Origin of the sequence: Acinetobacter sp. AM (genome assembly GCF_003105055.1) — a bacterium.
Taxonomy (GTDB): Bacteria; Pseudomonadota; Gammaproteobacteria; order Pseudomonadales; family Moraxellaceae; genus Acinetobacter; species Acinetobacter tibetensis.
Genome location: NZ_QETG01000001.1, coordinates 1 through 26,085 on the forward strand (window position 1 = coordinate 1; position 26,085 = coordinate 26,085).

General features: G+C 40.0%; 19 protein-coding genes. 7 read left to right on the plus strand and 12 right to left on the minus strand.

Annotation, left to right across the window (positions count from 1 at the left end):
- Positions 1-367: 367 nt before the first annotated feature.
- Positions 368-1,366 (minus strand): glycosyltransferase, encoded by a 999-nt coding sequence (locus DCO44_RS00005; protein WP_116758596.1) that lies wholly within the window; start codon positions 1,364-1,366, stop codon positions 368-370.
- 206 nt (positions 1,367-1,572) lie between these two features.
- Between DCO44_RS00005 and DCO44_RS00010 the strand changes: the two genes are divergently transcribed.
- Complete coding sequence (locus tag DCO44_RS00010; protein ID WP_116758817.1) at positions 1,573-2,460, plus strand: hypothetical protein; 888 nt, start codon at positions 1,573-1,575, stop codon at positions 2,458-2,460.
- On the opposite strand, the gene DCO44_RS00015 is transcribed toward DCO44_RS00010, so the two are convergent.
- The 8 genes from DCO44_RS00015 to DCO44_RS00050 form a co-directional block, all read right to left on the minus strand.
- Entirely contained in the window at positions 2,457-3,491 is a 1,035-nt protein-coding gene (locus DCO44_RS00015) for a glycosyltransferase (protein WP_116758597.1), read from the minus strand. The genes DCO44_RS00010 and DCO44_RS00015 overlap by 4 nt on opposite strands.
- A gap of 7 nt (positions 3,492-3,498) precedes the next feature.
- Complete coding sequence (locus DCO44_RS00020) at positions 3,499-4,266, minus strand: glycosyltransferase family 2 protein (RefSeq protein ID WP_116758598.1); 768 nt, start codon at positions 4,264-4,266, stop codon at positions 3,499-3,501.
- Positions 4,263-5,018, minus strand: coding sequence for a polysaccharide deacetylase family protein (locus DCO44_RS00025; RefSeq protein WP_116758599.1), 756 nt, complete (start codon positions 5,016-5,018; stop codon positions 4,263-4,265). Before DCO44_RS00025 ends, DCO44_RS00020 begins: the two co-directional genes overlap by 4 nt.
- The gene (locus DCO44_RS00030; RefSeq protein ID WP_116758600.1) at positions 5,015-6,043 is read right to left on the minus strand and encodes a glycosyltransferase; all 1,029 of its coding nucleotides are present in this window, start codon (positions 6,041-6,043) and stop codon (positions 5,015-5,017) included. Before DCO44_RS00030 ends, DCO44_RS00025 begins: the two co-directional genes overlap by 4 nt.
- Before the next feature lie 22 nt (positions 6,044-6,065).
- A complete protein-coding gene (locus DCO44_RS00035; RefSeq protein ID WP_116758601.1) occupies positions 6,066-6,959 on the minus strand; it encodes a mitochondrial fission ELM1 family protein in 894 nt (297 codons plus the stop codon).
- Positions 6,960-7,034: 75 nt separating this feature from the next.
- Positions 7,035-7,961, minus strand: a complete 927-nt coding sequence (locus DCO44_RS00040; RefSeq protein WP_116758602.1) for a branched-chain amino acid transaminase — start codon at positions 7,959-7,961, stop codon at positions 7,035-7,037.
- Positions 7,962-7,979: 18 nt separating this feature from the next.
- Entirely contained in the window at positions 7,980-10,739 is a 2,760-nt protein-coding gene (glnE, locus tag DCO44_RS00045) for a bifunctional [glutamate--ammonia ligase]-adenylyl-L-tyrosine phosphorylase/[glutamate--ammonia-ligase] adenylyltransferase (RefSeq protein ID WP_116758603.1), read from the minus strand.
- A gap of 315 nt (positions 10,740-11,054) precedes the next feature.
- Positions 11,055-12,317, minus strand: coding sequence for a sensor histidine kinase (locus DCO44_RS00050; protein ID WP_116758604.1), 1,263 nt, complete (start codon positions 12,315-12,317; stop codon positions 11,055-11,057).
- A gap of 323 nt (positions 12,318-12,640) precedes the next feature.
- Between DCO44_RS00050 and DCO44_RS00055 the strand changes: the two genes are divergently transcribed.
- On the plus strand, positions 12,641-14,215 hold the full coding sequence (locus DCO44_RS00055) for a sensor domain-containing diguanylate cyclase (RefSeq protein WP_116758605.1): 1,575 nt from the start codon (positions 12,641-12,643) through the stop codon (positions 14,213-14,215).
- An 84-nt stretch (positions 14,216-14,299) separates the two neighbouring features.
- Here the strand turns inward: DCO44_RS00055 and DCO44_RS00060 are convergent, their stop codons facing one another.
- Together DCO44_RS00060 and DCO44_RS00065 are read right to left on the minus strand one after the other, a co-directional pair.
- Positions 14,300-16,360: a putative bifunctional diguanylate cyclase/phosphodiesterase gene (locus DCO44_RS00060; protein ID WP_116758606.1), complete on the minus strand. Its 2,061-nt coding sequence runs from the start codon at positions 16,358-16,360 to the stop codon at positions 14,300-14,302.
- Positions 16,361-16,634: 274 nt separating this feature from the next.
- Positions 16,635-18,824: a carboxy terminal-processing peptidase gene (locus DCO44_RS00065; protein ID WP_116758607.1), complete on the minus strand. Its 2,190-nt coding sequence runs from the start codon at positions 18,822-18,824 to the stop codon at positions 16,635-16,637.
- Positions 18,825-19,049: 225 nt separating this feature from the next.
- Here DCO44_RS00065 and nagZ point away from each other — a divergent pair, with 225 nt between their 5' ends.
- Positions 19,050-20,069: a beta-N-acetylhexosaminidase gene (nagZ, locus tag DCO44_RS00070; protein WP_116758608.1), complete on the plus strand. Its 1,020-nt coding sequence runs from the start codon at positions 19,050-19,052 to the stop codon at positions 20,067-20,069.
- Between the two features lie 109 nt (positions 20,070-20,178).
- Positions 20,179-21,051, plus strand: a complete 873-nt coding sequence (locus tag DCO44_RS00075) for a class I SAM-dependent methyltransferase (RefSeq protein WP_116758609.1) — start codon at positions 20,179-20,181, stop codon at positions 21,049-21,051.
- Positions 21,052-21,122: 71 nt separating this feature from the next.
- On the opposite strand, the gene DCO44_RS00080 is transcribed toward DCO44_RS00075, so the two are convergent.
- Positions 21,123-22,448: an alpha/beta fold hydrolase gene (locus DCO44_RS00080; protein WP_116758610.1), complete on the minus strand. Its 1,326-nt coding sequence runs from the start codon at positions 22,446-22,448 to the stop codon at positions 21,123-21,125.
- Positions 22,449-22,755: 307 nt separating this feature from the next.
- Between DCO44_RS00080 and DCO44_RS00085 the strand changes: the two genes are divergently transcribed.
- From DCO44_RS00085 to DCO44_RS00095, 3 genes are all read left to right on the plus strand, one after another.
- Positions 22,756-24,021 (plus strand): glutamate-5-semialdehyde dehydrogenase, encoded by a 1,266-nt coding sequence (locus DCO44_RS00085; RefSeq protein WP_116758611.1) that lies wholly within the window; start codon positions 22,756-22,758, stop codon positions 24,019-24,021.
- A gap of 128 nt (positions 24,022-24,149) precedes the next feature.
- A complete protein-coding gene (locus DCO44_RS00090) occupies positions 24,150-24,551 on the plus strand; it encodes a hypothetical protein (protein ID WP_016168218.1) in 402 nt (133 codons plus the stop codon).
- Between the two features lie 303 nt (positions 24,552-24,854).
- Positions 24,855-26,078 carry an acetate/propionate family kinase gene (locus DCO44_RS00095; RefSeq protein ID WP_016168219.1) on the plus strand — a complete coding sequence of 408 codons (1,224 nt, stop codon included), beginning with the start codon at positions 24,855-24,857 and terminating at the stop codon, positions 26,076-26,078.
- The last annotated feature ends 7 nt before the right edge of the window (positions 26,079-26,085 follow it).

Sequence of the window (26,085 nt, forward strand, 5' to 3'; positions counted from 1 at the left end):
TATCATCTGTTAAAAGGGTACGTGCCATTGAAATATATAGAAATATAAGGAATTTGAAAGATTATATTAAGTCTTTAAAATCTATTTTTCAAATGAGGACACGCCCTAACCATCTTTACATATATTTTGGTTTATTTTAATCACAAACTTCCAATATAATTCAATGTCTGATCATTAATACCTTCAATATAATTAATTAAATATATAGTCTAGAAATATGGTTAGTTTTTCAAGAAAGATCTCTTACCCTAATAACACCACATGTAGTATAATATTATGACAGGTAATTGCAGGTATATCCTTTTTCAAAGTACTCTCAAAACAAAGGTTACTTACTATTTGTGTTATTAGAGAGTACTTGACCGAATCAATTGGAGCCATAACTAGCGATTAAATTTTGATATGACTCTAAATAACTAGTGGTCATTTTTTCAATACTAAATATATCTTTAGTAGCTTTTATTTGTTCAAATATAGCAACAAAATTAGAATAATTGCTATAAACTTCAGTTATTTTTGCTGATAAAGCTTGAGGGTTGCTATCAAATTTTAATATCTCTGACAAAATTTGCTCGCTAATCCCTGTATGAGAGGAAATCATTAAGGGAGCATAATAAATAGCATCGATCGCGACAAGTCCATAGGGTTCAAAACGTGATGGAATAATTTGTAAATCACAACTATATAGCACATCGTTAATATGATTACTAAAACCCTTTAATAAGACTTTATCCTGCAATTTAAGGGCGTTTATCTGTTGTTGTAAATTAGCCTGCTCCTCGCCCTGACCAAAAATATGGCATTCAAAATCAAAATTAAGTAATGAAAGAGCTTCTATTGCAATATCAAAGCCTTTCATCTTGTCTAAACGACCCGATAGCACAATATAAAATTTATTAGGACGAGCAATTTTAGTTGGAGGTTGATATGCCATACCATTTTTAATAATGATCGATTCTTGTTTTAACAGTTGTTTAGTATCTTCCAAAATAGCGACACATAAATCTGCAAGATTATATTTCTTTTTATATTGCAACGTATGTTTAGTGGCAATAATTGGGATTTTTTTTGTCAAAAAAAATTGAGCATACTTCATAATCTCAATTTCTTTAGTATTATGACAATGAATGATATCTGGAGAAATTTTATCTAATAGCTTGGCAGTTTGATATAAGAATAGCGGATTATAACGATTTTTTTCAAAATCAAAGTCGATTAACTGTATTTCATTATTTAGGTAAGGGAGAATTTTTTCATTACTTAAAAGATAAACTTGGTGCTCTTTACTCATCTCATTGCATAAATCAACACATACTTTTTCTGTACCAGCAAATTGAATCCAATGTAAAGTATGAAGAATTTTCATTTTCCCACCATAGCTGTTATATATTAAAATAACTCTAAAAAGTTACTCGAGCGAAAAAATATAATAACTCAAGTTAAGCCCCCAACATAAACTGGGCAAAAGTAGACTTACTAGCTAATATAATAGATATAGACCAATATTCTACTAATCTAGTATAATAACTGATATAAAATTAGATAGATAGCCTTATGTCTTTACTTAACTATATGAAACGTACATTATTAAAAAAATGGTACAAATACCAACAAGCAAAAAAAGCAAAATCTTTTGACTCTCATTGGTATATGCGTTTCGGCTGGTTAGAACAACCTTTTACAACACTTGAGCAATTAGATTCACTCTTTGAGATCCACTCCCCTAAAAAGTTTACATTTGCAGATAGCTTTTATGCTTATGAAAATGGCCGTCATTTCATTTTTTTTGAAGAAGTTGATGATCAGCATCCAGTAGGCTTTCTTTCTGTTTTAGAAGTTTTTAAAGATGGAACCTACACCCCACCTGAGACTATTTTAAAACTCGACTATCACCTTTCTTATCCTTGTGTATTTAAAGTAGAAGACACTTGGTACATGATTCCTGAGACTTCGGCTAATAAAACTATTGAGCTTTGGAAATGTACTGAGTTTCCACTGAAATGGGAAAAGCATTCTAATCTGATCGAGAATATCGAAGCAGTCGACAGTACACCTTTTTATCATGAAGGCTTATGGTATCTTTTTACCTCAACGCGTCGTGATTGTAAGAAGTTCGGTGACCGCTTAGACCTTTTCTTTACCGAAGATATTTTGAATCCCAAGTGGCAAGAGCACCCAATGAATCCAGTGTGCCGAGGTAGTCAGCAATTCCGTATGGCAGGCAAACCTTTTGTTTATAAAGGACAACTGGTTCGACCAAGCCAAGATTCTTTAAAACGTTATGGCGGCAATATCGAATTAAAAGCGATTACTCAGCTTAGCCCAACAGCCTATGAAGAAAAATTACTAGAAGTGGTTTTACCAGACTGGAATCAGGCAGATGACGGTTGCCATACCATTAATGTCGAAGATAACTTCGTGGTACTTGATGCCATCCGCCTTACACCAAAAAATAATTAAGTTTTCAGCAGGCCTTTATAAATATTAAACGTCTGCTCAGCCATGGCTGGTACAGTCAATTCAGCCTTGGCTTTTGCATACAAAGGGGCAAAGTCGTTTTGAGCCTCAGGTTGAAGCGCACATTTAATCGCTTTTGCTAAACCTTGAGCATCTCCAATTTCTGCTAGATATTGTTCTGGCAGCCACTCGATCACACCATTCACTTTAGTTGAAGCCATAGCTTTATCGGCCTGTAAAGCTTCTACCATCACGAGCGGAAAACCTTCACGGTCAGAAGATAAAACTACAACATCTGCCAACTGAATCAGATCACGCGCATCAGTTCTAAAGCCGAGAAAAGCAACCCGATTTTGCATATTCAGTTCACTGACTTGTTTCTCTAAACTTGATCGAAGTGAACCATCGCCTACAATCCATAAATTGGCATCGATATGTTGCATCGACTCAATCAATAAACTGATATTTTTTACTGGTTCTAGACGTCCAATACACATGACAACTTTTTTGCTAGGGTCTAGCTCAGCAAAATCTTTTTGAATCGATTGAAGTAATTTTTCTTGATTTTCAACTGTAAGGGCGGGTTGAGGATAAACCCCATTGTAAACCACATGTGCTTTAGACTCAGGAATCCCTTGTGTGAGTGCTTGACTCACTGCAATAACCGCATCACCAGCTAAATAAGCGGATTTATTCTTTTTAGTGCCATGTACCGTCGTTACAATTTTGGGGCCAGATAAAAATGGCTTAATGCGGGCAATCAGCTCAGCCGCCTTTCCTGCTTGTGCATGAACAATGGCAGGTTGAATTTGCTGGATCAGATTTTTAAGTTGCCAAAGTAAAAAGATATTCCAACGGCTACGAGCAAAATCAACCGCATGAAAATGTACCTGTTGGCTAAATTTATCTACATAGCAAGGATGTGCAATCACATGTACTTCATGGTTTAAAGCGAGTTCATTAACAAGATTAAAAGTGTGCTGCTCTAAGCCACCAACTCCACCACTAGTTGCCAATACCTGAACAATTTTCATAGCTTGCCTACTTATTTTTATCTTTATTCATCGTCTGTTCAAATAGTTTGGCTTCTTTTAGAAATGCATAAAATGCGTTAATCATACTATTTACGAAACCACGCCAACCATTTAAGAAACTACGGCGAATAAAATAAGACTTCATAAAAGTCACAGGCATCACCAAAACCAATTTAGCAACGCTTGGAGACTTTCCTTTTTGGTATTTCTCTAACGCTTTTAAGTTGGAATATTGGTTATTTTTTTCGACTTTAACGAAAATGCTCGACTCGCCATAATGATAAATATCATGTTGAGCGCGCTGAGATTCACCATCCACAATTACATTTTCATGGACTTTATTGGCAAGGTCATAATGTCCTTTAGACTTGCGAAAAAAACGTACTTTCGCATGTTTTTTAGTATGCTTACTGTTTGGGACACCTAAAAAAACATCATTAATCGGCGTGATTAATGCATCAAGCTTATTCTGTTGAATCGTTTCAACAATTTCTTGTTTTAACTCCTTAGATAAGACTTCATCACCATCTAAATTGAGTACCCAATCATTTCGGCATTTTGCTAGAGCCAAACTTTTTTGCCCAGCATAGCCTTGCCAGTCTTGATGAGAAATTTGCGTATTTTCAAAGTGCTGTGCAATTTCATAAGTATTGTCAGTACTGCCTGAGTCTAAAATAATAACTTCATCAAAATCACTGACACTTTGCAAAGTTCGCTCTAACCAAGCGCCACAATTTAAAGTGACAATATAGACACTACATGGAATTTTATTCATAACTTATAACGTCCTTTAGCAAGGGCGATACGCATCTGTAAAGCATTCATGGCACCATGCGTGCTGACACGTGGAATATTAAATTGATTAATTGCTTCGTACGCTTCGATTTTTTTACGAGTTGATACGGCGTTTTTAAAGCCAATCTCTTGCGCCATTTTCTGGTGCTTTTCGTTAAATCGACCAAATGGATAGGCAAAGCTAGGACATTTTCCAACCAAAGCTTCAACATCTTTTTTAGATTGAAGCATTTCATCATAAGCGGTTTGATCATCAAGCTTAAGTAAATTCACATGATGTTGTGTATGCGCACCAAACTCTATGAAGCCAGAACTTGCCATTTCATGGATTTGCTCATGAGTTAGCTTTTCGATTCCTTCAATTTGCGTAGCCAAATAAATGGTTGCCTTTGCATTATATTTTTTGAGTAATGGATAGGCATATAGATAATTATCCATAAACCCATCATCGAAACTTAAAGCAACAACGTTCTTTTGACCACGATATTGTTCAAGCTCAGAGACAAAGCAAAAAGTAGCCCCTTTACGCGTCAACAACTGTAAGAGTTGTTCAAACTTTTCAGGAGGCATATTCATGCCAGAGGCCGCATCTTTAGGGGTCACCTGATGCAACATGACAATACGAGGTAGTTTGCTCGAACGAAACGGAAGCCAAAATGTATAATTACCCAGCACATATAACAGTGCAGCAAGTGCTAGTAGGCCTACCGCAACGTACAAAAACCACATCATGCATAAACCTCATGTGACCATTCATAATTTTCTGAAAGGGGCTGCTTAAATGTCACTTCAACCATAAATTGGGTGATGCGCTTAGCATTGAAAGATTTGCGTGTTTTCTCCCATCCCTCTTTCGCTATTTTTTTAGCTTGCTCTGGATTCTGATCAAAGAATTGTATCTTTTTGGCCAAGTCGAACTGATCATCAAAGTAAACCACTTCCTGCTCAGTGTAGAGTTTTTCAAAGCCAGGAATTCTTGGGCTAAAGGTGAGTAAACCATTACCGGTCAGTTGTACAATACGGTCAGAACTATACAAGGTTACATCATTACGGCGTGAGTAATTGAGTCCCATTTTTGTCTCAGATAGAACTTTATAATAACCTTTACCGTAAACACCTGGCTGTTCAAAGCAACCATAATATTGATAGTTCACATGGCCTTGTTTCAATGCATCTGCCAAATCTTTTAAGAACTTCTCACGCTCAGGTTCTTTATAAACCACGCCACAGAAAATAACAGTCTTGTCTGTGTTAGCGTTTGAAAATTGTTGTAGCGTTTCTACATTACGGTGACCCACATTTGGCAAATAGGCGACGCTTAAATGAGGCTGCTTTAATTTTTGTAGATATTCGCCACCTGTTGTACAGAAAATAGCGTCCAGATAAGGCGAAAATGCTTTTACGAAATCGAGTTTGCTTTCGAGATAAAGCGGGTCAACATACCAAAATGCAAGTTTAGTATTTGGATAAGATTCTTTAATCTGTTTTAAAACATTAGGACTCATTAAATCACTATGCCCAATGAGTACCAGATCAGGTTCAATATTATTAACAACTTTTAGTACTTCTTTATTCGCCCAATTGGCACCCAGTTTTTTTGTTTTAAAAATGGTTCCCATGCGAGCCATGTCACGAAAACTAAAGTCATAGACGAAATGGCCATTTTCAATTAATCCGGCAGAAATTTTACGGTCTGTGCAGTAAAAATGCGCGCCTTGTTTATTAAAGCCAAAATTCGCAATATGCAATATTTTCATTTATTTACTCAAAATAAAAAATTTAATTTTTTGCTAAAAGATATGTTGCCACACGCTCTGCTTCTTTAAAAGCATTTGGTTCAGGTAACTGGGCTAACAAGAGCGATTTCGAGACAATTCCTTTCGCCAATAATCCATCTACCGAAGTCGTAATACGATCTTGTTTCATCCGATCCATAGCAATGACCCCAACTCGACAACCGGCGGTCAATGCCTCATAAATCATCGAAACGCTATCTTCCGTAACCCAAACCGCCTCTGCCTTTTGCATTTCTTCAAAAATCCAGCCTTGCGGCGTCTGTTCTACTGGGAAAAAGCGTACATGGGATGAAAAAGGATATGTATTCAAGCGTTCAACAAACTGCTCAGGTGTTCGACGCGAGGTTGTAATAATGATTTCATTATTCGGATGTTGCTTCACAATGTGTTCAAGCGATGCAAAGACTTTATCCTCATGCCATTGATGGCGTTTAGATGAACCACCCAAAGCAATTAAAATCCGCCCCGATTGGTGGCGCTGTTCATTCACAATTGGATTCAGTGCCCCTTGGGTCACAATCACATGATCAGATGCTTGAACATCATCATGTGCTGGAATCACACTGTAATTGAACCAAGCGAATGGATAATTCGGTTTCATTAAAATCACAGTTTTGGCTTGTGCATAAATTTTCCCAAGTAGCAGTACACGTAATTGCGTGTGACTACCGACTCCAATAATTAAATCGGGGGGTGTTTTAAACTGCGAAATCGATCTGCGAAAGAGCCCTGCCAACAAAGGGAATATGGCTAAGCCATCGATCGAAATCTCTTCAAAACTCACGGTTTCTGAGGATTGTCTTTGTATAGCTTTAAACAAGCCGAGTGCTTGTGAACGGTGTCCCGCCTTTCCATCACTAACATAGACAATATGCATAAACTTAAACCATGATAAAATTTCAATAAAAAAAGGCGAAACCGAAGTCTCGCCTTTTGATCTTAACCGATCAACTTAGTTTACGTAAGTCAACCAATGTGCATATTTGTCGTTACGACCTTGAACTGCATCAAAATAGGTTTTTTGAATTTCAGTCGTAATCGGACCACGTGCACCGCAACCAATTTGACGGTCATCATATTCACGAATTGGCGTTACTTCCGCAGCAGTACCCGTAAAGAATGCTTCATCGGCAATGTAGAATTCGTCACGTGTAATACGACGCTCAACAACTTGATAACCAAGATCTCTAGCAATCGTCATTACGGTTTGACGTGTAATACCGTCAAGCGCACCACCAGAGATATCTGGGGTATGTAACACGCCATCTTTAATCAAGAATACGTTTTCGCCAGAACCTTGGCATACATAACCTTGAGGATCCATTAACATTGCTTCATCATAACCAGAATGTGCAACTTCTTGGTGAGCAAGAATTGACAAGGTGTAGTTACCAGATGCTTTTGCTTTACACATCGTCACGTTTGGATGGTGATGCGTAAAAGAAGAAGTTTTTACGCGAATCCCTTTCGCCATAGCTTCTTCACCCAAATATGCACCCCAACCCCATGCTGCAACTGCTGCATGAATGGTGTTGTTGGTCGCTGCAATACCTAGTTTTTCAGAACCAATCCAGATTAACGGACGTAAATAGCAAGATGCTAATTTATTTTCACGAACCACATCAATTTGAGCTTGTTCTAGCGTCGCTTGATCAAATGGAACTTTCATTTGATAAATTTTTGCAGAATTAAGCAAACGCTTAGTGTGGTCTTTTAAACGGAAAATCGCTGTACCTTTTGGTGTCTCGTAAGCACGCACACCTTCAAAGACACCCATACTGTAGTGCAAAGTATGCGTTAAAACGTGAACTTTCGCTTCACGCCAATCAACCAATTGTCCATCTTGCCAAATAAAACCATCACGATCAGCCAAATTCATGGCACACACTCCAAATTTTTATATACTGTCATTTTTATCCAACATAGCCGTAGCGGTTGGATCTATTAATCTTTGCCATAACTTGCAAACGATCACGCGGGTATTGTGCCAGTCCGCAGCATTGACTTGCATGGATTGATTCGCAAGCGCTAAACGGTGGCTCTCGGCTCGTTCACTGAGATAAGCTTGAATCAATGCTGTTGCATCGTTACTGGATAAGCAACCTGCTTTTGCAGCGTCTTCAAGGATTCGTACATTGTCGGAGTAGTGGGCGAGATCGGAATTCGACCCACTCCAGGCTAACACAGCATACTGTGCCATAAATTCAATATCAACGATACCACCTGCATCCTGTTTTAAATGAAAAATTCCATCTTTTTGCTGTTCTTTAGAAGAGCCTAAATGGTCTTTCATTTTTTGGCGCATTTTGAGTACTTCTTCGCGCACATTTGCCTCATCTCTTGGTTGCGTTAAGATGCGACAGCGCAGTTGCTCGAACTTATCTCGCAACGTTTCTTCACCTGCAATCGAGCGTGCGCGTACCAATGCCTGATGTTCCCACAACCACGCATTTTTAAGCTGGTATTGTTCAAATGCTTTTAAGCTAGTGACAAGCACACCTGCTTCCCCCGAAGGACGCAAGCGGGTATCAATTTCATAGACCCGACCATCTAAAGTTTGTGTCGTCATCAATGAGATAAACTTTTGCGCCACACGCATGGCAAATTCAAAACCACTGATAGATTTTGGTCCGTCGGTATCTGACTGTTCATCCATATAGTGAATAAACACCAGATCCAAGTCTGAACCATAGCCCAACTCAATGCCACCAAGCTTACCATAGCCCACAACGGCAAAAGCCATATGGTCAATGGCACAGCGCTGCCCTTCATTATCGAGTGGAAAACCATGTCTTTTCGCAACCATTTGATATGCCATGTTCAAAGTTGCATTCACAGACACTTCAGCAATATCGGTTAAGGCATCAGAGACTTTCATGAGTGGACTTTCAGCTAAAACATCGCTGGCTGCTACTGCCAAAACATTAGATTTTTTAAATAGACGCAACACTCGCATCAGGTCTTCGACTTCATCCAGTTCAATGCGCAGTAATTGCTGACGTAATGAATCTTGTAAATCCTGACGGCGGGGCAATTCAAAATCCATCGATAAAAATTCATCTAGCAATACGGGATAATGCGTCAATTCTTCACAAATCCACGGACTCACAGTGGCCATTTTGACTAAACGCTGTAGCGCACCTTTACTTTCGATCAACATCACCAGATACACAGTACGACGCATTACCGATTCGACCAAAGGCATTAAACGCAATAAAGCCGTTTGTGGTTTATCCGACTCTAAAATTGCCTCAATCAAATGCGGCCAGAACATTTTCAAACGTTGTACAGCTTTTGCAGGCAGTTTTTTCAAAGCATTGCCATACCAAAATTCATGCACTAAATTTTTGGCATCATCATCCAGTACGGCTTGTAAACGTTGTTCTAGCTGACCAAAACTCTCGATTAATGGATCAGGTTCTTTTTCTTTAATCAAATGCTCGAATTGATAAATGACTTTAGCGCGCTTTTGGTCGAGCACATCCAGAAATGCTTGCCAGTCAGCATAGCCCAAAGTTTCTACCATACGTTGGCGCAGTTCAGGCTCATAGGGTAAAGATTGCGTCTGTTGATCATTTAAGGCCTGAATGGCATGTTCTACTCGACGCAGAAATAAATAGGCATCTTCCAGTTCAACCACCACTTGTGGGTCAAGTAATCCGACCTCACCCAAATGATGCAAACTCACCAAACATTGACGATCTTGCAACTCGAGTTTTGAACCGCCATAAATTAATTGGAAAACTTGTACGATAAATTCAACTTCGCGAATCCCGCCTGCACCCAGTTTAATGTCATCTTCAATATTACGACGCGCCACTTCTCGCTCGATCATGGCTTTCATTTCGCGCATGGCTTCAAATGCGGTGTAATCAACGTAGCGTCGGAATACAAATGGGCGCGTCATGGCAAGTAGCTCATCACCTTCCTTGCCACCCGTCACAATACGCGCTTTAATCCAAGCATAACGTTCCCATTCACGTCCGTGCTGGCTCAAATATTTTTCCAAAGCCACATGGCTAATTGCGAGCGCAGACCCATCTCCCCACGGACGCAGACGCATATCCACACGGAACACAAAACCATCGGCAGTCATGTGATCCAGTAAATAAATCAGCTTTTGCCCCCAAAGAATACAAAACTGCTGAACATCAATGCATTTACGTCCATTGGTTTCGCCTTGCTCATCGAAGGCAAAAATCAGATCGATGTCACTCGATAGGTTTAACTCTTGTGCACCATGTTTTCCCATGGCAATCACGATCAAATCTTGGACTTTACCGCTATAACCTATTGGCTCGCCATGCTTAGCAACCAGAGGTTTACGCGCAAAATCTTTCGCTGCACAAACCATCGCATCCGCAAAATCAGATAACTCCCGCGTTAAGGTTACAACATCGGTCAATTGGTTCGCATCTTGCCAAATCCAGCGAAACATAAGGCGTGCCCGCAAAATTCGACTTAAGCGTAGCCATGTGGTTTCATCTTCTACGTTGTCTAATTCTTGGTGAACTTGTGCAAAAATTTGTGGGGTGGTTAATGAAGTCTGAAACTGATCAACGCCATAATCTTGTTCTAATAAGGTTGTATGGATTGCCAAGACCTGTTCTGCATACTGGCTCGCACACAACGTTTTTTGCAATTGTTCAGCGTTCATCAAGAGCTACTCTCCTTCTTTGGCACATGCCTGATTCAACTTTTTTAAGCCATCGAGCTTCATGACATCTTAATTTTAATATCTGGACTCATCATTGCTGTTTTAATCCTGATTCGACCATCAATGGCTCTTTTGATCAGCAAAGTTCTGATTGAACAATAAGCATATTTCGAAATAATCTGAGCTGATATTGGGCATAAGTATGACGTCGACTCCAGCTCGAGTGTACTCAATCAAATGCGGGGATACTACCGAATGCGTATAGTTTTGAAGGTTTTTTTTGAACAATATGAATCATCTGGAAAAGAGATGTGATTAAGACGAAGTTTCTTTTTTCTTTTGGTTTTGACCTAGGGCTAAATAAGATTCTGCTTGCGGTAAAGTCACTTTAAATAAAGTACCTTCCCCCTCTTTGGATTGCACTTGAATTTCGCCCTGATTAATTTCTACAAAGCGTTTACACAGTACTAAACCAAGCCCCATGCCCTTTTCGCCATCCGTGCCTTTAAAACTGACCGTTAACCGTGGTTGAAATAGCTGTTCAATTTGTTGTGCAGTCATACCCAAACCTGTGTCTTGAATCGCAATCTCAACCCCTTTGCTTGTGACTTCAGCAGAAATTTTGACTACGCCAGAGCCATCCATATGCGTAAACTTTAACGCATTGGAAACTAAATTCTGAATCACCGAAGTGACCATATTAATATCGGCAAAGACTTTGATTTCTTCGGGTACAGCATTAATCAATTGGATCTTCTTTTTAACGGCTAAGCCATTCAGCACATCAAAAACAATTTTTGAAGCCTGTTTTAACTGGAAATTAATCGGATGGAAGACAAAACGCCCACCTTCTGCCATTGCCCAATTGAGTAAACTTTCTAATAAGCTATATGTCGATTGCGTCGTGTCATGCAAATAGTCTGCAATATTCTGAATACTGTCTTCATCCAAACTGCTCCGCTCTTGGGCTAAAACCTCTGAAAATCCAAGCAAGCCATGAAATGGGGCACGTAAATCATGTGCAATAATTTGGAAGAATTTGGTTTTACTAAAATTTAATGCAGACTGCTGCTCATACATTTCTTTCAGTTCTGCATGATCAATTTTAAGTTCAATATGCTGCATTAAACTGGCAAATAACTCTTGCAGCATTTGAATTTGATCTTGCATAAATGCCTGTGTTTGATGGTCAAACAAAGCCACGTGACCGACCGAATCACCTTCGCTATTTTGTAAATTCAAAACCACTAAACGAGGCTGTGATACCAAGCCTAAAGTTGAAATTGCTGTTAAGAAAATTGAATAATCAGGATGTCGCTCATCGATATACGCTTGTCTGACCAAACTGGGAAACAATGGGGAACTGGCATAGGCTTTTAAACCCGACTGCATTGACACCCATGCATAAGGCTCATTATAAAATTGTAAAACAGCATAATCCACAGCAAGCAGTTGCCGCGCCAATTTGAGAAAACTCGAAATTTGATTCTGTGGTGATGTGATCCCTAACAGCAATGAAAGTCTACAAGCGCTTAACTGCTCGGTTTCTGAGCCAATCCCTAAGAGTTGTATGTTCATAATTGCCTCGGAGAAAATCAAACATTGCGACAGTCGATTATGCAGATTCAGTTAAACCTTTAATTAAGAACAGATTTTTTAATTATGATACAAAAAATTAAAATATATTTACAAAAACAATATAATACTTAATCTCTGAGTTGACCAGTCATACATGTGTTAAACGCATAGATAAATTTCATCAAAACTAGATTTTTATCTCGTTTCTCTATACATTGTTCAATGTAAAACAAGTTTTATTCAGACTGACTTTCAATCCAATATCGTCACTCGACAGCATTTAGCACACACGACATTTTCAACAGCACTTGACCCATATTGTGATGACCATTCTGCAAAGGCTACTTTCAAAACTCAATCTAGATTTGAGAAAGTTAATTCTTTTTCTTGCGATGTTTAGTGTGTTTAGCCTATTTGTGATTTCACTGGCCGTCAGCTACTACATTCAGCGTCAACAACTGATTGAAAATTCATTGTCTGTCAATTTTGATTATGCTTCAAAAATTGCCCAAGGAACGGACTTACAATTTAAAAGTTTAGTCAAGCAACTGGCATATAGTGCAGACATTCTGGGTCATTCTTTTGATGATTCCAACACACTGCAAAATGAAGTCAATCGCTTACGTTATCAATCCGATTTTTTTGACAGTGTCGTCATCATCAATAAACATGGACGCTTTGTCAGTTATGCACCAGAGCATTTGGCATTTAATAAACAGCAAGTCAATAAAACCTACGGCATTCAACTGTCATTAGAAAAAAAAGCCCCTGTTATCACACCACCTTATTATTCAATTCGACATAATTTAATCGTCTTTATCTCACAACCAATTTTTGACCAAAACCACCAATATCTCGGTTTTATTGGCGGAGCATTGTATTTAAAGAATAATAATCTAATCCGCGAATTGCTCAGTATCAAATATAATTATCAAAACAGTTATATGTATGTGCTTGATCAATACAATCGCATTATTTTTCATCCTGATCCTAAACGTATTGGTGAAACAGTCACGCACAACTCAGGGCTTGCCCACATTCAAGCGACCAAGTATGGAAAAATGGAATTGGTAAATAGCCAAGGGCATGAAAATCTCGCGGGTTTTGCCTATGTACCGTCAACCAAATGGATCATCGTTTCCCAACAACCCACTGCGGTACTCTTAAAACAAGCCACCAGTATTGTTTATAAAATTTTGTTCGGTATGTCGATCTTTTATTTAGTTATTTTCTTTATTGTGTGGCGTATTGCCTATCTCATTTCCAATCCACTAGAACAGCTTGCAAAAATGGCCAGTGTATTGAATACCCCAGATATCGATCAAAAAATTAAAAGCATTGAACCCTGGTATTTTGAAGTTTTAAAATTCCGCCTGTCTTTACTGCTGAGTGCTCAAAACTTTAAAAAGCGGATTAATGAGCTAAATTACCATGTCAATACTGACCCATTGACAGGCTTTTATAACCGTCGTGGCATGGATGTATTTACTCAAGAATTGATCAATGCCAAAACCCAATTTTGTGTGATCGCCATTGATATTGATCACTTTAAACAAGTCAATGATACCTATGGACATGACAAAGGCGATTTGGTCTTACAAAAAGTAGCTGAACTGATTCAAGCCAACTTCCGCGATAATGATGTGTGTTGCCGTTTCGGTGGTGAAGAATTTATTGTTTTAACACCAAGTACCGATTTGAATATTGGTTATAAACTCGCAGAACGCCTAAGACTAAAATTAGAATCGACTTTAATTGAAGGGATTGGTCCAATCACCATTTCCATTGGTCTTGCACATTGGCCTGACACTTCCATTCATATTAAAGCCGTCATGAAACTGGCTGATGAAAACATGTATCAAGCCAAAGCGAATGGGCGCAATCGCATCTGTATGTAACGTAAACTGGTGCTTGAGAATTGAATCGCGCCGAATAAACGTCATCTTAAGCAATCAAAATCAGATTACCTCCATCCCCACGTTTCACGATTTGATGGTTAAAAGCTCGAGTTGCTCGACTTCCATGGGCATAGCGAGTAAATAGCCTTGTAATTGTTGACAACCTAAACGCGATAAAATTTCTGCTTGTGAGGCACATTCCACCCCTTCAGCTGTCACCACCAAACCGAGTTTAATCGCCAGTTGAATAATACTTTCTAGAATCATTTCTTCTTTAGAATCAACTTCTAAATCATAAATAAACTCACGATCTATTTTCAGCTCATCCACTGGAAGATTTTTTAAATACAGAAAACTCGAATGGCCTGTACCAAAATCATCAATTGCCAACTTAATGCCCATTTGACGCAAACGCTCAAAACTCAAAATACTGGATTCAATATGATGCATCGCTGTCGTTTCTGTAATTTCAATCATCAAATGACTTGGATCAATTTGATATTTTTCAAATAACTGTTCTAGGTTGGTGAATAAATGCTTGTGTTCAAATTGCACAGCAGAAAGGTTTACAGCAACAGGGAAAAACGGTGCATTATTTTTTTCCCAAATTTGAATCTGACGGCACGCTTGTTCCAGTACCCAATAGCCCACTTCAATAATCAGTCCGGTCTTTTCAGCACCCCGAATAAACATATTTGGGGTTAATAGCCCCAAAGTTGGATGCTGCCAACGAATTAATGCTTCTACACCACAAATTTGATGATCGCGAGTAGTAAATTTAGGTTGGTAAAACAAGATAAATTGCTGCTCTTCCACAGCCTTATATAAATCATTGATTAATTTAGTTAAACTTTTTGTTTCCTGCTGATCTACCGTATAGTTAAACACCGAATAGGTATTGCGACCCTGATATTTCGAGGAAAGCATGGCCGCATCTGCATTGATTAGTAAATCTTGCAAATTATTGCCATGTTCAGGAAACATCGCGATACCAACGCTTGCCGAGATATTAATTTCCTTCCCTGCAATCAAAAAGCTATTTTGAATTTGCTCAAGTGCAACATTTGCCATATGTTCGGCTTGTTCTAAACTTGCATCTTCAATCACCATCAAGAACTCATCACCACCAATACGGAGTAATTTTTGATGTTCATTCAATTGGGCATGAATACGGCTTGAAAGCTGTACCAACAATTGGTCGCCAACATGATGACCGAAGACATCATTCACCCCCTTAAATCGATCTAAATCAATAAAAAGAAAAGCAATTTTTTGGTCATTATAACGGTGATTGGTAAATAGAAAGTGCGCATATTCAGCTAAATACAACCGGTTAGGTAATTTGGTCAGATTATCCCGAACCGCTTGTTTCGCCAGCTCTTGGTTTGCCGTATATAATTGTAAGTTGCGCTCTTCTAAGCGTTGCTCTAACACCGCGACAAAAAAAGCGGCAATAAAAATCAGAGAAGTCACCAATAATACGGTGAATAAAATTAAGCTATACCCCGATTGGTTTAAGATGATCAAATCGGTGGCATATTTCACAAACTTGGTAGCAGCCATACCACTAAAATGCATACCGACAATGGTCGTCGACATCATTAATGCAATACCTAGTTTTAACCAGAATTTATATTTGATTGCAGCTTTATATTTAAATGTTAACCAGAAGGTTAAGCCTGAACCACAGATTGCAAAAATAATTGAAAATACCACCAACATGGCATCGTATTGAATATGATAAGACGGCAATTCTAATGCAAGCATCCCTGTATAGTGCATGCCAGAGATACCCAATCCCATTAATACCGCCCCCATAATGAGACGTGCAAATGATAAGGTTGGACGGGTAATCAGCCATATGGCAAATGTCGAAGCAATAAATGCAATTAAATAAGATGTTAAAGTTAGCCCCAAATCTACAGTAAATGATTCTGGGAAATGGTAGGCGAAAATAGCAATAAAATGCATACACCAAATGGCAACCCCAAGCACCAATCCACTGGTCACCAAAATTACGTTGTGAAGCTTCTGCTGTGGCTCACGAAATAATAATTGCTCGAGTGACACGACCATTAAACATGCCAACAAAGCAAATAAAATAGAACCTATAACTAGGCTTAAATCATAATGTATATGAACCATATAAAGCTTCCGTTTAGGTCATCTTTTTTTTATCAATACATTCAAAGTCGAGCTCTCAAGCGATAAAAAACGGTAAGTTTTTTCAAATTTTATAATCCTGTTTAGAATCTAATACTCTATCCTTTTGGTCAAGTGTTTATTCTTGATTATTTTGAAAAAATATTATCATAATTGACTGTTATCCATTTATTTTTTATGCCTTTTTTAACACTCAGAATACAATAAAGCCAGTCCGATGGGACTGGCTTTAAATCAGGTCTATCCTGCTAAAGAATTAGGACTTCACTTTCGGTATTTTCGCATAATCCAGCAATACATTCGCCGCTTCGGTCACAAATGCTTCCTCTTCAGGTAATGCAGGGCGTTGCGTTGCTTTCATTTTGGCACGAGACTCCGCCAATGCATCTAGAGATGCTTGGTAACTCTCCCAATTTGCATATGGCTTTTGTCCTGTCGCCTGACGACGTTGGTTTTCCGCCTGTAAAGTTTCTTGCTCTAGTGCTGTCAACTCCGCTTTACGTTGATCCATATCGAGAACAATACGTTTTTGTTCATCCGATTTTTTCGCAATCGCTTTGCGCTGTTCCAAATATTTGAACTGTGGCTCAACACTCACGCGTTGTTCAGAAGCTTGATCAAGTTGTTGTACATAAGGTTTAACGGAGCCTTCTCTCTTAAATGGTGCTGTCGGAATGGTATCCCATTTCAAGGCATTCTTCGCTTTACGTTCACCAAACTCTTCATTATAGATATCCACCAACGTTACATCTGGAATGACACCCTTGTTTTGTGTGCTTCCGCCTGTGACACGGTAGAACTTACGCTGAGTTAGGGTCGCCTGTCCATAAGCCAAACTGTCTAATTGGACCTGTGCCGTACCCTTACCTGTAGTGGTACTCCCAATGACAATGCCACGCTCATAATCTTGAATGGCAGCAGAATAAATTTCACTGGCCGAAGCTGAAGCCAAATTAATCAAGATTGCCAACGGACCCGCATAGGTCTGCGCGCCACCGTCATCATCTTCAAACACGCTGACATTGCCATTGCCATCTCGAATTTGTACCACTGGACCAGACTTAATCACCTGCCCTAGCATACGCGCCACTTCTTCTAAAGAACCACCAGGGTTATTCCGTAAATCAATAATGATGCCTTCTACATTTTTCGTTTGCAGATCTTTCAAGGCATTGTTGGTATCTTCTGACACCGAACGATATTCATTGCCCGCACGACGCGCGCGATAGTTCAAGTAAAAAGATGGGATTTCAATGACACCCATCCGGTGCACTTTACCATCACGTTTCACTTCAACCACACGTGAACGTACTCCAGCATCTTCTTCCTGAATCACATCACGTACGATGATGACATTACGTGCTTGGTTCATTGAAGCACCCGCTGCCAATAGACGTACCGTCACTTTGGTGCCACGTTTACCACGAATCAACCCCACAATTTCATTGCTTGGCCAACCGACAACATCAATCATTTTTTCGCCATCTTGCGCCACACCAATAATGCGGTCACCTGACTTCACTTGCCCTGTTTTACTTGCAGGACCACCATCCACAATGGTTTCAATCTTGGTGTAGTCTTCATTACCACGTTCTGGGCGAATGGATACCCCAATTCCTTCTAACTGTAAGGTCGTTTGACGGTTCAATTCCATCGCATCAACAGGTGGGAAATAGTTGCTGTGCGGATCATAGGTCAGCATCATCGCATTTAAGGTTTTATCCAGAACATCATCACTCTTGGTACGGCTAATACGTTCCAATTGACGGGTATAGCGTTTAGTCAGGGTTTGTACTGGAGTCAGGTCTTCTGGACTGGTTAGATCCTGTCCATTGGCGAGTTCTGGATTATCTTTCAGAACTTTTTGCTTGGCTTGCTCTTCTTGTTTGCTAATGTTCAAATTGATGAGTTGTGACACCAGCATTTTTTGCCAATAGACACGCTGCTCTTGAGTATTTTTAAAATAAGCTGCTTTTTCGCGATCAACATCAATATAAACATTTGGCTGATTCAAATTTTGCGTTTTTTTCAGCTCTGCCAACATAAACGCATAAAACTGTGTCAAACGTTCACGATATTGGGCATGAATGGCATAAGGACCAGTTAAATCCCCTGCTTTTAATGCTGCGCCAAAGGTCGCACCATATTGTTTCTTATATTGCTCAACTTCTGAGTTCAGAAAAATTGTATGGTCTGGATCTAAACTGTCCAGATAAAAATCGAGAATGCGGTTCGAAGTATCTGCATCCAAACGCATATTTAAATAATGTTGACGGTCAACTAAGGTTGCCAATTGTCGTGAAACTAGCGCTTGTTCTTTTGTTGGCACGACAGATTTTGAGACTACAGCGGTATCGTTGGCTGCAATTGCTTGATTGATTGCGTGTGTGAAAAACAAACCACCAGTCGCAATGGCAACTGCACAAGCTATTGTTTGAAGTTTCATAAATAATTTGTACTTCCTTGGTTTTTGACCAAAATTACTGCGTCGTTATTCAACATGAATGGTGCAGATTCAACATCTTAAACAACTAAATATGTTTATGTCGTGTAGTTTTATCATAATCTGTGCTGACAAAATGTAGCAAATCATTGCAGAATTCGGGTATTGTTTCGCGGAAGCTGATCCCTTCAGCTTCTTTATTTAAATAATTCAAACACGGACACCGATATGATTGGCGCATTGATGCTAGACATCGCTGGCACAGAACTTACCCAAGAAGATATTGAACTATTGCAAGCTCCGCAAGTCGGTGGCGTGATTTTATTTGCACGAAATATTCAGTCCCCACAACAAGTCCGTGCACTGACCGATCATATGCGTCAAATTCGTCCTGAAATTTTAATTGCGGTCGATCAGGAAGGTGGCCGTGTACAACGTTTAAGACAAGGCTTTACCCTACTTCCTGCCATGGGTCGCTTTGGTGAGTTATACCAAAAAGATGCTGAGCAGGCATTAGACCTTGCTGAACAATGTGGTTGGCTCATGGCAACAGAAGTTTTGGCTGTTGGGATTGATTTTAGCTTTGCCCCTGTGCTCGACTTAAATGACATTAGCGATGTGATTGGTGACCGTGGTTTTGCCAAAAACATGCAAGACATTGTGCCGCTTGCCAGTGCTTTTCTGAACGGTATGAAACGTGCAGGTATGGCTTCAACAGGCAAACACTTCCCTGGGCATGGTTCAGTGAAGGCAGACTCACATGTCGCGGCTGCCATTGATTCACGTCCTTATGCGGAAATCTTTGCCAAAGACATGCAAAGTTTTATCCAACTGATGCCTCAGCTTGATGCCTTAATGCCCGCGCACGTGATTTATGAGCAGGTCGATCCGAACCCAGCAGGTTTCTCTGAGTTCTGGATTCAAAACATTCTTCGTCAAGAATTGAAATTTGATGGCGTACTGTTCTCTGATGACTTAAGCATGCAAGCGGCCTGTGTTGCGGGCGGTGCCGATGCTCGCATTCAAGCTGCACTGAAAGCGGGCTGTGATATGGGGCTGGTATGTAATGATCGTGCTGCGCAATGTATCGCTTTGGCAGGCATGACTGAACTTCCCCTACCAAATCAGCAACGTTTAAAACGCATGCGCGGTAAAATCCCGAATATTCAAATTGGTGAAACTTTAGCGCTCGGTGCTGAGTGGCAACGTGTAAGAGACAACATTACCGCCTTTAGAAATGCCAACTAACTATTCGACGGAAGGAGCACCACAAAGTGCTCCTTTTTCTTTATGATGTAAGCACTTTCAGCAACGATTGCTGTACTAAAATCAAAACAAAAAAGTAGGTCAGGAAGACATGACAGAAGGACTTTCACAACATCGCCATATCTCTTTTACAGCCCATTACACAGGTTATATTTGGTATCAAATGGGGATTTCAAATGCCGTTTTTGCCACAGCCAAAGGTAAATTTTTAGCAAAACTGGTGCATCCTTTAGAATCTTGGGCAGAGCGCTATGTGGGGGGCAGTATGCGCAGTACCTTAAAGCAACGCCACCGTATGATTGATGAACATCTCTATCAATTGATTGCACAACACCCGCAGCTACAAGTCTTAGAAATTGCATGTGGGCTTTCACCGCGCGGTTGGAGTTTCCGTCGCAAGTTTCCAAACTTGGTCTATCGAGAATTAGACTTGCCCGAAATGGCACACGTCAAAACTCAAGCACTGCAACAACTTGAATCCAATAGCACTCAGGTATTCAGCGCTGATATTTTTAGCGATGAATTTACTCAGGTTTTTCAAAAATTTGACACGCGATTTCCACTGGTGGTGATTAGTGAAGGACTGATTAACTACTTTGATAAAACCCTATTGGCACAATTATTCCAAGCAATTAATCACAATGGGCAGCATTTCCCTGAAATTCATTATCTCAGTGATATTTACCCTGAACCCGTCAAAAATAAATTGGCACATATCATTTGGAGTAGCAGCAAACTGTTAAAAATGATGTCCCGTAGTGCCTTTAGTTTTCACTTTACTCAACCAAATGAGCTTCAGCATTTTTTGCAAGATGCAGGTTTTCAAACCTCATCCATCATTCAACCCAAACTCTATTTCCAAGCACAAACAGATGAAAACACCTCTGAAGAACATCTGGGCGATTTGGTCTGGATGCTACACGCCTCAAGTAAACCTGCCTCACAGCCCACTTTAAAGTACTAAAATAAAAAAAGGGAGCGATCTATAGCTCCCTTTGATTGACACTTCATTGCAAATTTCTGGTCACTGGATTTTTAAGCACTTGCCGACATCATCAAGGCTTGCTGGCGTTGAATATAACGAAGTAACCGTTCTGCCACGTCAAAACTGCCGTGTTTAAATAGGGCACGAACATGCGTTTCGCCTATTTCGAAGATCAAACATTCAATCGCAAAAGAACCTTCCTCATCGTGCAGATGTAAAGCTAAATCACGTGGATATCGTGCAGCAATCTGACTGTCACCTTGGGTAAAATTGAGTTTTAAACCAAAGAAATTCATATCTTCAATTTCAGTTGCTAGCTGTAAATCTGAATGGCGATGAGTTAAATGCGTAAATGGTTGACTCACCTGAATTCTTGCTTCGCCACGCCGCTCCATGGTTAATAGCTGCGCCCGCGTCATATTCAGAATGCCATCTAACTGCTGAATAGACTCGCCACGTAAATAAGTTGCGAATAAATGCATGGTTTCTTTACGGCGTTGTAATTGTGGCACATGATCCGCATTGGCAATCATGGCAAATTCCATCTCAGGACATTGCAAGGCAAAATTGGCATTTTCATAAGGCAAGGTGAAACTGTCATATTGACCGCAAGCCACTAAAACCTTACAGCATGGAATCGGCACATCGGTTAAACGGAGCAAGCGATTACAGTTAATCTCATAGCGTTCTTGCTCGGTTGCAGTAAATTCTGCCATCTGTCGAAAGAACAAACGCTTTGCTGTTGGCGACATTCGAGTCACATCCAGTTTGGCATGATTCACCAAATACAAAATGACCGCCTGCCCAAATTCCTCCATACGCTGTTCTTGCATGAGAAATAAGGATTCTTCGAGTAACATGCGCCAGCTTTTGCGTGTTTTTTGCATTACGCCCATCAGAATCATGCGATCAATCAATTCTGGACGTAAATCTGCCAAACCCGATGCCAGCACGGAACCTAAAGACATTCCCATGACCGAAACTCGCTTCAGCCCGACAATATCCAACCACTGCCCTAACATGACGGCAAGATCACTTAACTCTAATGTCCCTGCCGAAAGCCCTGTATCGACATTGCTAATTTGCTGATTTGCACCCATAGATGGTAAATCAATTAAAATGACGGGGCCTGCGGCAAACAGTTGCTCTACACAATATTTATAGGAGTTAAAATTTTGGAATGCCCCACCAATAATCACAATGGGCGTACGGTGAAGCGTTTCAGGTTCAGCAATTGCCATATACTCGATTTTCCACCCATCTATCCAAGTGGTTCGAGCTGGCTGTTTAAAGCTGTGCTTATTATATAAATCAAAAAAACCATGACGATTTATTGATGACTGTAATTCCGCGTCCAATTGGATAATGGAATTCATATTCCTTACCTCCATCCTTGTCTTATTTTTATTTTGCAAGACACTACTTTAAGCAACGTATGTGCCTATTTTTAAGCACAAACTCATTCTATTTTTGTGTAAGACGTCAATGTCATTATCGCTTGTCATAATATACAAAGGTTGTTTTTAGGCGCAACTCATTCCATGACCGCTTATCTTTTTTTACGGTAAAAGCGATGTAAGACATACCGCATACTAAATTTTTGCCTATTTTTACCGAGATACTTCATTGTCAGTACACAGGCTGTTACTATCGGAACTGAAATTTCTAAGTGATCAAACCGCCATGCAAGAGTCGATTGAACAATATATGCAAACGGTAGGACAACAAGCACGCCAAGCTTCGCGCGTGTTAGCCAGCGCTTCTACCCAAATGAAAAACAATGCTTTGTCAGCAATTTACACAGCATTACAGAACAATGAGTCTACGATTTTAGCGGCCAACCAAATAGACATGGATAAAGGCCGTAACAATCAATTAGACAGTGCCTTGCTTGATCGCTTAGAACTTACCCCCACACGCTTTAAAGCGATGCTACAAGGTCTGAAAGATGTCATCAGTCTGGTCGATCCGATTGGTGAAATCACGGATTTAGCCTACCGTCCTTCTGGCATCCAAATTGGAAAAATGCGCGTGCCACTGGGTGTAGTCGGTATGATTTATGAATCACGCCCAAATGTAACCTTAGAAGCCGCTTCTCTGGCGTTGAAGTCTGGTAATGCCATTATTTTACGTGGTGGTTCTGAAGCATTGGAATCGAATAAAGCCATTGCGGCAGCTATTCAGCATGGCCTCAAAGCATCAGGTTTACCTGAAACTTCAGTTCAAGTGATTAATACAGTGGATCGTGCAGCAGTAGGTCAGCTTATTACCATGTCGGAATATGTGGATGTGATTGTTCCACGTGGAGGCAAAGGTTTAATTGAGCGTATTAGCAATGAAGCCCGTATTCCTGTGATTAAACATTTAGATGGCAACTGCCATGTCTTTGTGGAAGCGCAGGCAGATTTACACAAGGCGCTACCGATTGCACTGAATGCCAAAACCCATCGTTATGGCGTGTGTAATGCTATGGAAACACTCTTGGTGGATGAGAACGTTGCCGAAGCGTTTTTACCACGCATTGCAGAGCTATATGCAGAGAAAAATGTTGAACTGCGTGGTTGCCTTGAAACACAACGGATTTTAGGCAGTGCCGTTAAACCTGCAAGTGAAGAAGATTGGTACACTGAATATTTAGGTCCAATTTTGGCAGTTAAAGTCGTATCAGGAATGGATGAAGCCATTGAACATATTAATAAATATGGTTCGCATCATACCGATTCGATTATTACTGAAAACTTCAGTTTAGCGCGTCAATTCCTTGCGCGAGTCGACTCAAGCTCAGTCATGGTGAATGCCTCTACCCGTTTTGCTGATGGCTTTGAATATGGTCTAGGTGCTGAAATTGGCATCTCTACCGACAAGATTCATGCGCGTGGCCCAGTCGGCTTAGAAGGTTTGACTTCGCAAAAATGGATTGTGTTAGGCGACGGACAAATTCGTCAATAATTCAGCTCTAACTAAAGTATCTTTAAGTGTTCAGTTTCAACCATGAAGCTGAACACAGCGACTACACTCTCCCTACCCTAAATCTTGTAACATGATAAAAAAATTGAAAAAGATAAAAGGGAAATCGCATGTTCTACTATTTGATCATTTGTACCTTTTTACTGGCATTACTGGTTTCTTTCACGGTAATGAAAATTTTTTCCAATTCGATTAATGCTATTCTGGCGCGCATTATTCACGACCCGATTCATGAAGCTTGGGCAAAATACACCAAATTTGCCGGTATGGTGGTCGGAACATCTTCAGGCATTCGTATTTACGATATGGAAAAATACATCACGCCGCTGACTTACACCGAAAATGACAAAAAAATTGTGATTGAACTGACTCAAGAGCGCTGGGTACTGGAAATTTATCGGACGATTATTGAAACCTTACAAGGTCTGGCTTGGATGATGCTGGTCTTTTTTATGGTGGCATTAATTGCTTATGTGATTGTACGCTGGTCAGAAATCAAGTATCAAAACTAAGCATAAAAACAACATTTAGCACCTGCTCAAAATTCATTTCTCATGCTAGGGTTAAAGACGTACAGGCAGGAGAATTTATGCTTGAGTACTATTTCATTAATAAATGAAAACCATCAACCAATAAATTCTATTTATTATTATTTCACTGGTCGATAGTGCTTAAGTCTAATCTCCTAAAGTCTATCTAGGACAGAAAATCAACACATGATAAAACATCATTACTGATCTGGATTGCATTGATAAGTACTGCATAAAGATCACTTTAGGGACGACTTATTTCAATTAAAATTCGGGTATATAAACGTGTCTACATCAGTATTAGTAATTAACTGCGGTTCATCTTCAATTAAATATGCACTTGTTTCAGAACGCCGTGAAGATCGTATTTTTGGTTTGGCAGAAAACTTAGGCTCTGCTGAAGCCCGCATTAAAGGTGTCACTGTTGGTGGCGCACCACTAGAACTGTCTATTCCCCATGCGGATCATGAAAAAGCATTAGAAACAATTTTAGAGCGTCTTTCTCACTATAACCCTCAAGCCATTGGTCATCGCGTTGTACATGGTGGTACATTGACCAAAGCTGAATTATTGACACCAGAAATTATTGAACGTATTCGTGAAGCGACGCCGCTTGCACCGCTTCACAACCCTGCACACCTTGTTGGCATTGACGCGACCATGCGTTTATTCCCTGAATTGCCACAAGTTGCGGTATTTGATACTGCATTCCACCAAACCATGCCTGCACATGCTTACCGCTATGCAGTGCCTAAATTCCTTTACACTGAACACAATGTCCGTCGCTACGGCTTCCACGGCACTAGCCACGCTTATGTGTCTGAACGTGGTTCAGAATTGGCAGGCAGCTTAAAACAAGGCGGCTGGTTGACAGCTCACTTAGGTAACGGTAGCTCGACTTGTGCCATCTGGAATGGTCAAAGTGTTGACACTTCTATGGGCTTAACGCCACTTGAAGGTATTGTGATGGGGACTCGCAGTGGCGATGTAGACCCAAGTTTACACAGCTTCTTGGCAGCCAACCTTGGTTGGGATGTCTATAAAATTGACAAGATGCTCAACAAAGAAAGTGGCTTACTTGGCTTATCTGACAATTTGTCTAACGATATGCGCACCTTGATTGAAGCGTCTGAACAAGGCAATGAAGATGCGACTTTGGCGATTGAAGTTTTCTGCTATCGCCTTGCAAAATCTCTAGCTGGACTGAGCTGTGGCTTACCACGCTTAGATGGTTTGTTCTTCACAGGTGGTATTGGTGAAAATTCTGCGTATATTCGTGAAAAAACCATGGCGTACTTACCGCACTTTGGTTTTAACCTGAACAAAGAACAAAATAACAACCTAAAACGTGGTACTGAAGGTCGCATTGATGCAGGGACTGGCCCTCAAATTTGGGTGATTCCAACCGATGAAGAAGGTCGTATCGCGAAAGAGACAGCAATTGTTGTCGACAATGAGGTTAATCAGACAACTGCAAAAAAGCCTGAATCAACTGCCGCGATTGCTTAAGCAATCG

Coding starts and splice junctions, on each gene's coding strand:
- DCO44_RS00015 (WP_116758597.1), bottom strand. CDS start 3,491: ATGAAAATTGTTCAGGTATTGGCAACTAGTGGTGGAGTTGGTGGCTTA.
- DCO44_RS00035 (WP_116758601.1), bottom strand. CDS start 6,959: ATGCATATTGTCTATGTTAGTGATGGAAAGGCGGGACACCGTTCACAA.
- DCO44_RS00060 (WP_116758606.1), bottom strand. CDS start 16,360: ATGGTTCATATACATTATGATTTAAGCCTAGTTATAGGTTCTATTTTA.
- DCO44_RS00080 (WP_116758610.1), bottom strand. CDS start 22,448: ATGAATTCCATTATCCAATTGGACGCGGAATTACAGTCATCAATAAAT.
- DCO44_RS00090 (WP_016168218.1), top strand. CDS start 24,150: ATGTTCTACTATTTGATCATTTGTACCTTTTTACTGGCATTACTGGTT.
- DCO44_RS00020 (WP_116758598.1), bottom strand. CDS start 4,266: ATGAATAAAATTCCATGTAGTGTCTATATTGTCACTTTAAATTGTGGC.
- nagZ (WP_116758608.1), top strand. CDS start 19,050: ATGATTGGCGCATTGATGCTAGACATCGCTGGCACAGAACTTACCCAA.
- DCO44_RS00075 (WP_116758609.1), top strand. CDS start 20,179: ATGACAGAAGGACTTTCACAACATCGCCATATCTCTTTTACAGCCCAT.
- DCO44_RS00030 (WP_116758600.1), bottom strand. CDS start 6,043: ATGAAAATATTGCATATTGCGAATTTTGGCTTTAATAAACAAGGCGCG.
- DCO44_RS00055 (WP_116758605.1), top strand. CDS start 12,641: ATGACCATTCTGCAAAGGCTACTTTCAAAACTCAATCTAGATTTGAGA.
- DCO44_RS00010 (WP_116758817.1), top strand. CDS start 1,573: ATGAAACGTACATTATTAAAAAAATGGTACAAATACCAACAAGCAAAA.
- DCO44_RS00040 (WP_116758602.1), bottom strand. CDS start 7,961: ATGAATTTGGCTGATCGTGATGGTTTTATTTGGCAAGATGGACAATTG.
- DCO44_RS00050 (WP_116758604.1), bottom strand. CDS start 12,317: ATGAACATACAACTCTTAGGGATTGGCTCAGAAACCGAGCAGTTAAGC.
- DCO44_RS00065 (WP_116758607.1), bottom strand. CDS start 18,824: ATGAAACTTCAAACAATAGCTTGTGCAGTTGCCATTGCGACTGGTGGT.
- DCO44_RS00005 (WP_116758596.1), bottom strand. CDS start 1,366: ATGAAAATTCTTCATACTTTACATTGGATTCAATTTGCTGGTACAGAA.
- DCO44_RS00085 (WP_116758611.1), top strand. CDS start 22,756: ATGCAAGAGTCGATTGAACAATATATGCAAACGGTAGGACAACAAGCA.
- DCO44_RS00025 (WP_116758599.1), bottom strand. CDS start 5,018: ATGATGTGGTTTTTGTACGTTGCGGTAGGCCTACTAGCACTTGCTGCA.
- glnE (WP_116758603.1), bottom strand. CDS start 10,739: ATGAACGCTGAACAATTGCAAAAAACGTTGTGTGCGAGCCAGTATGCA.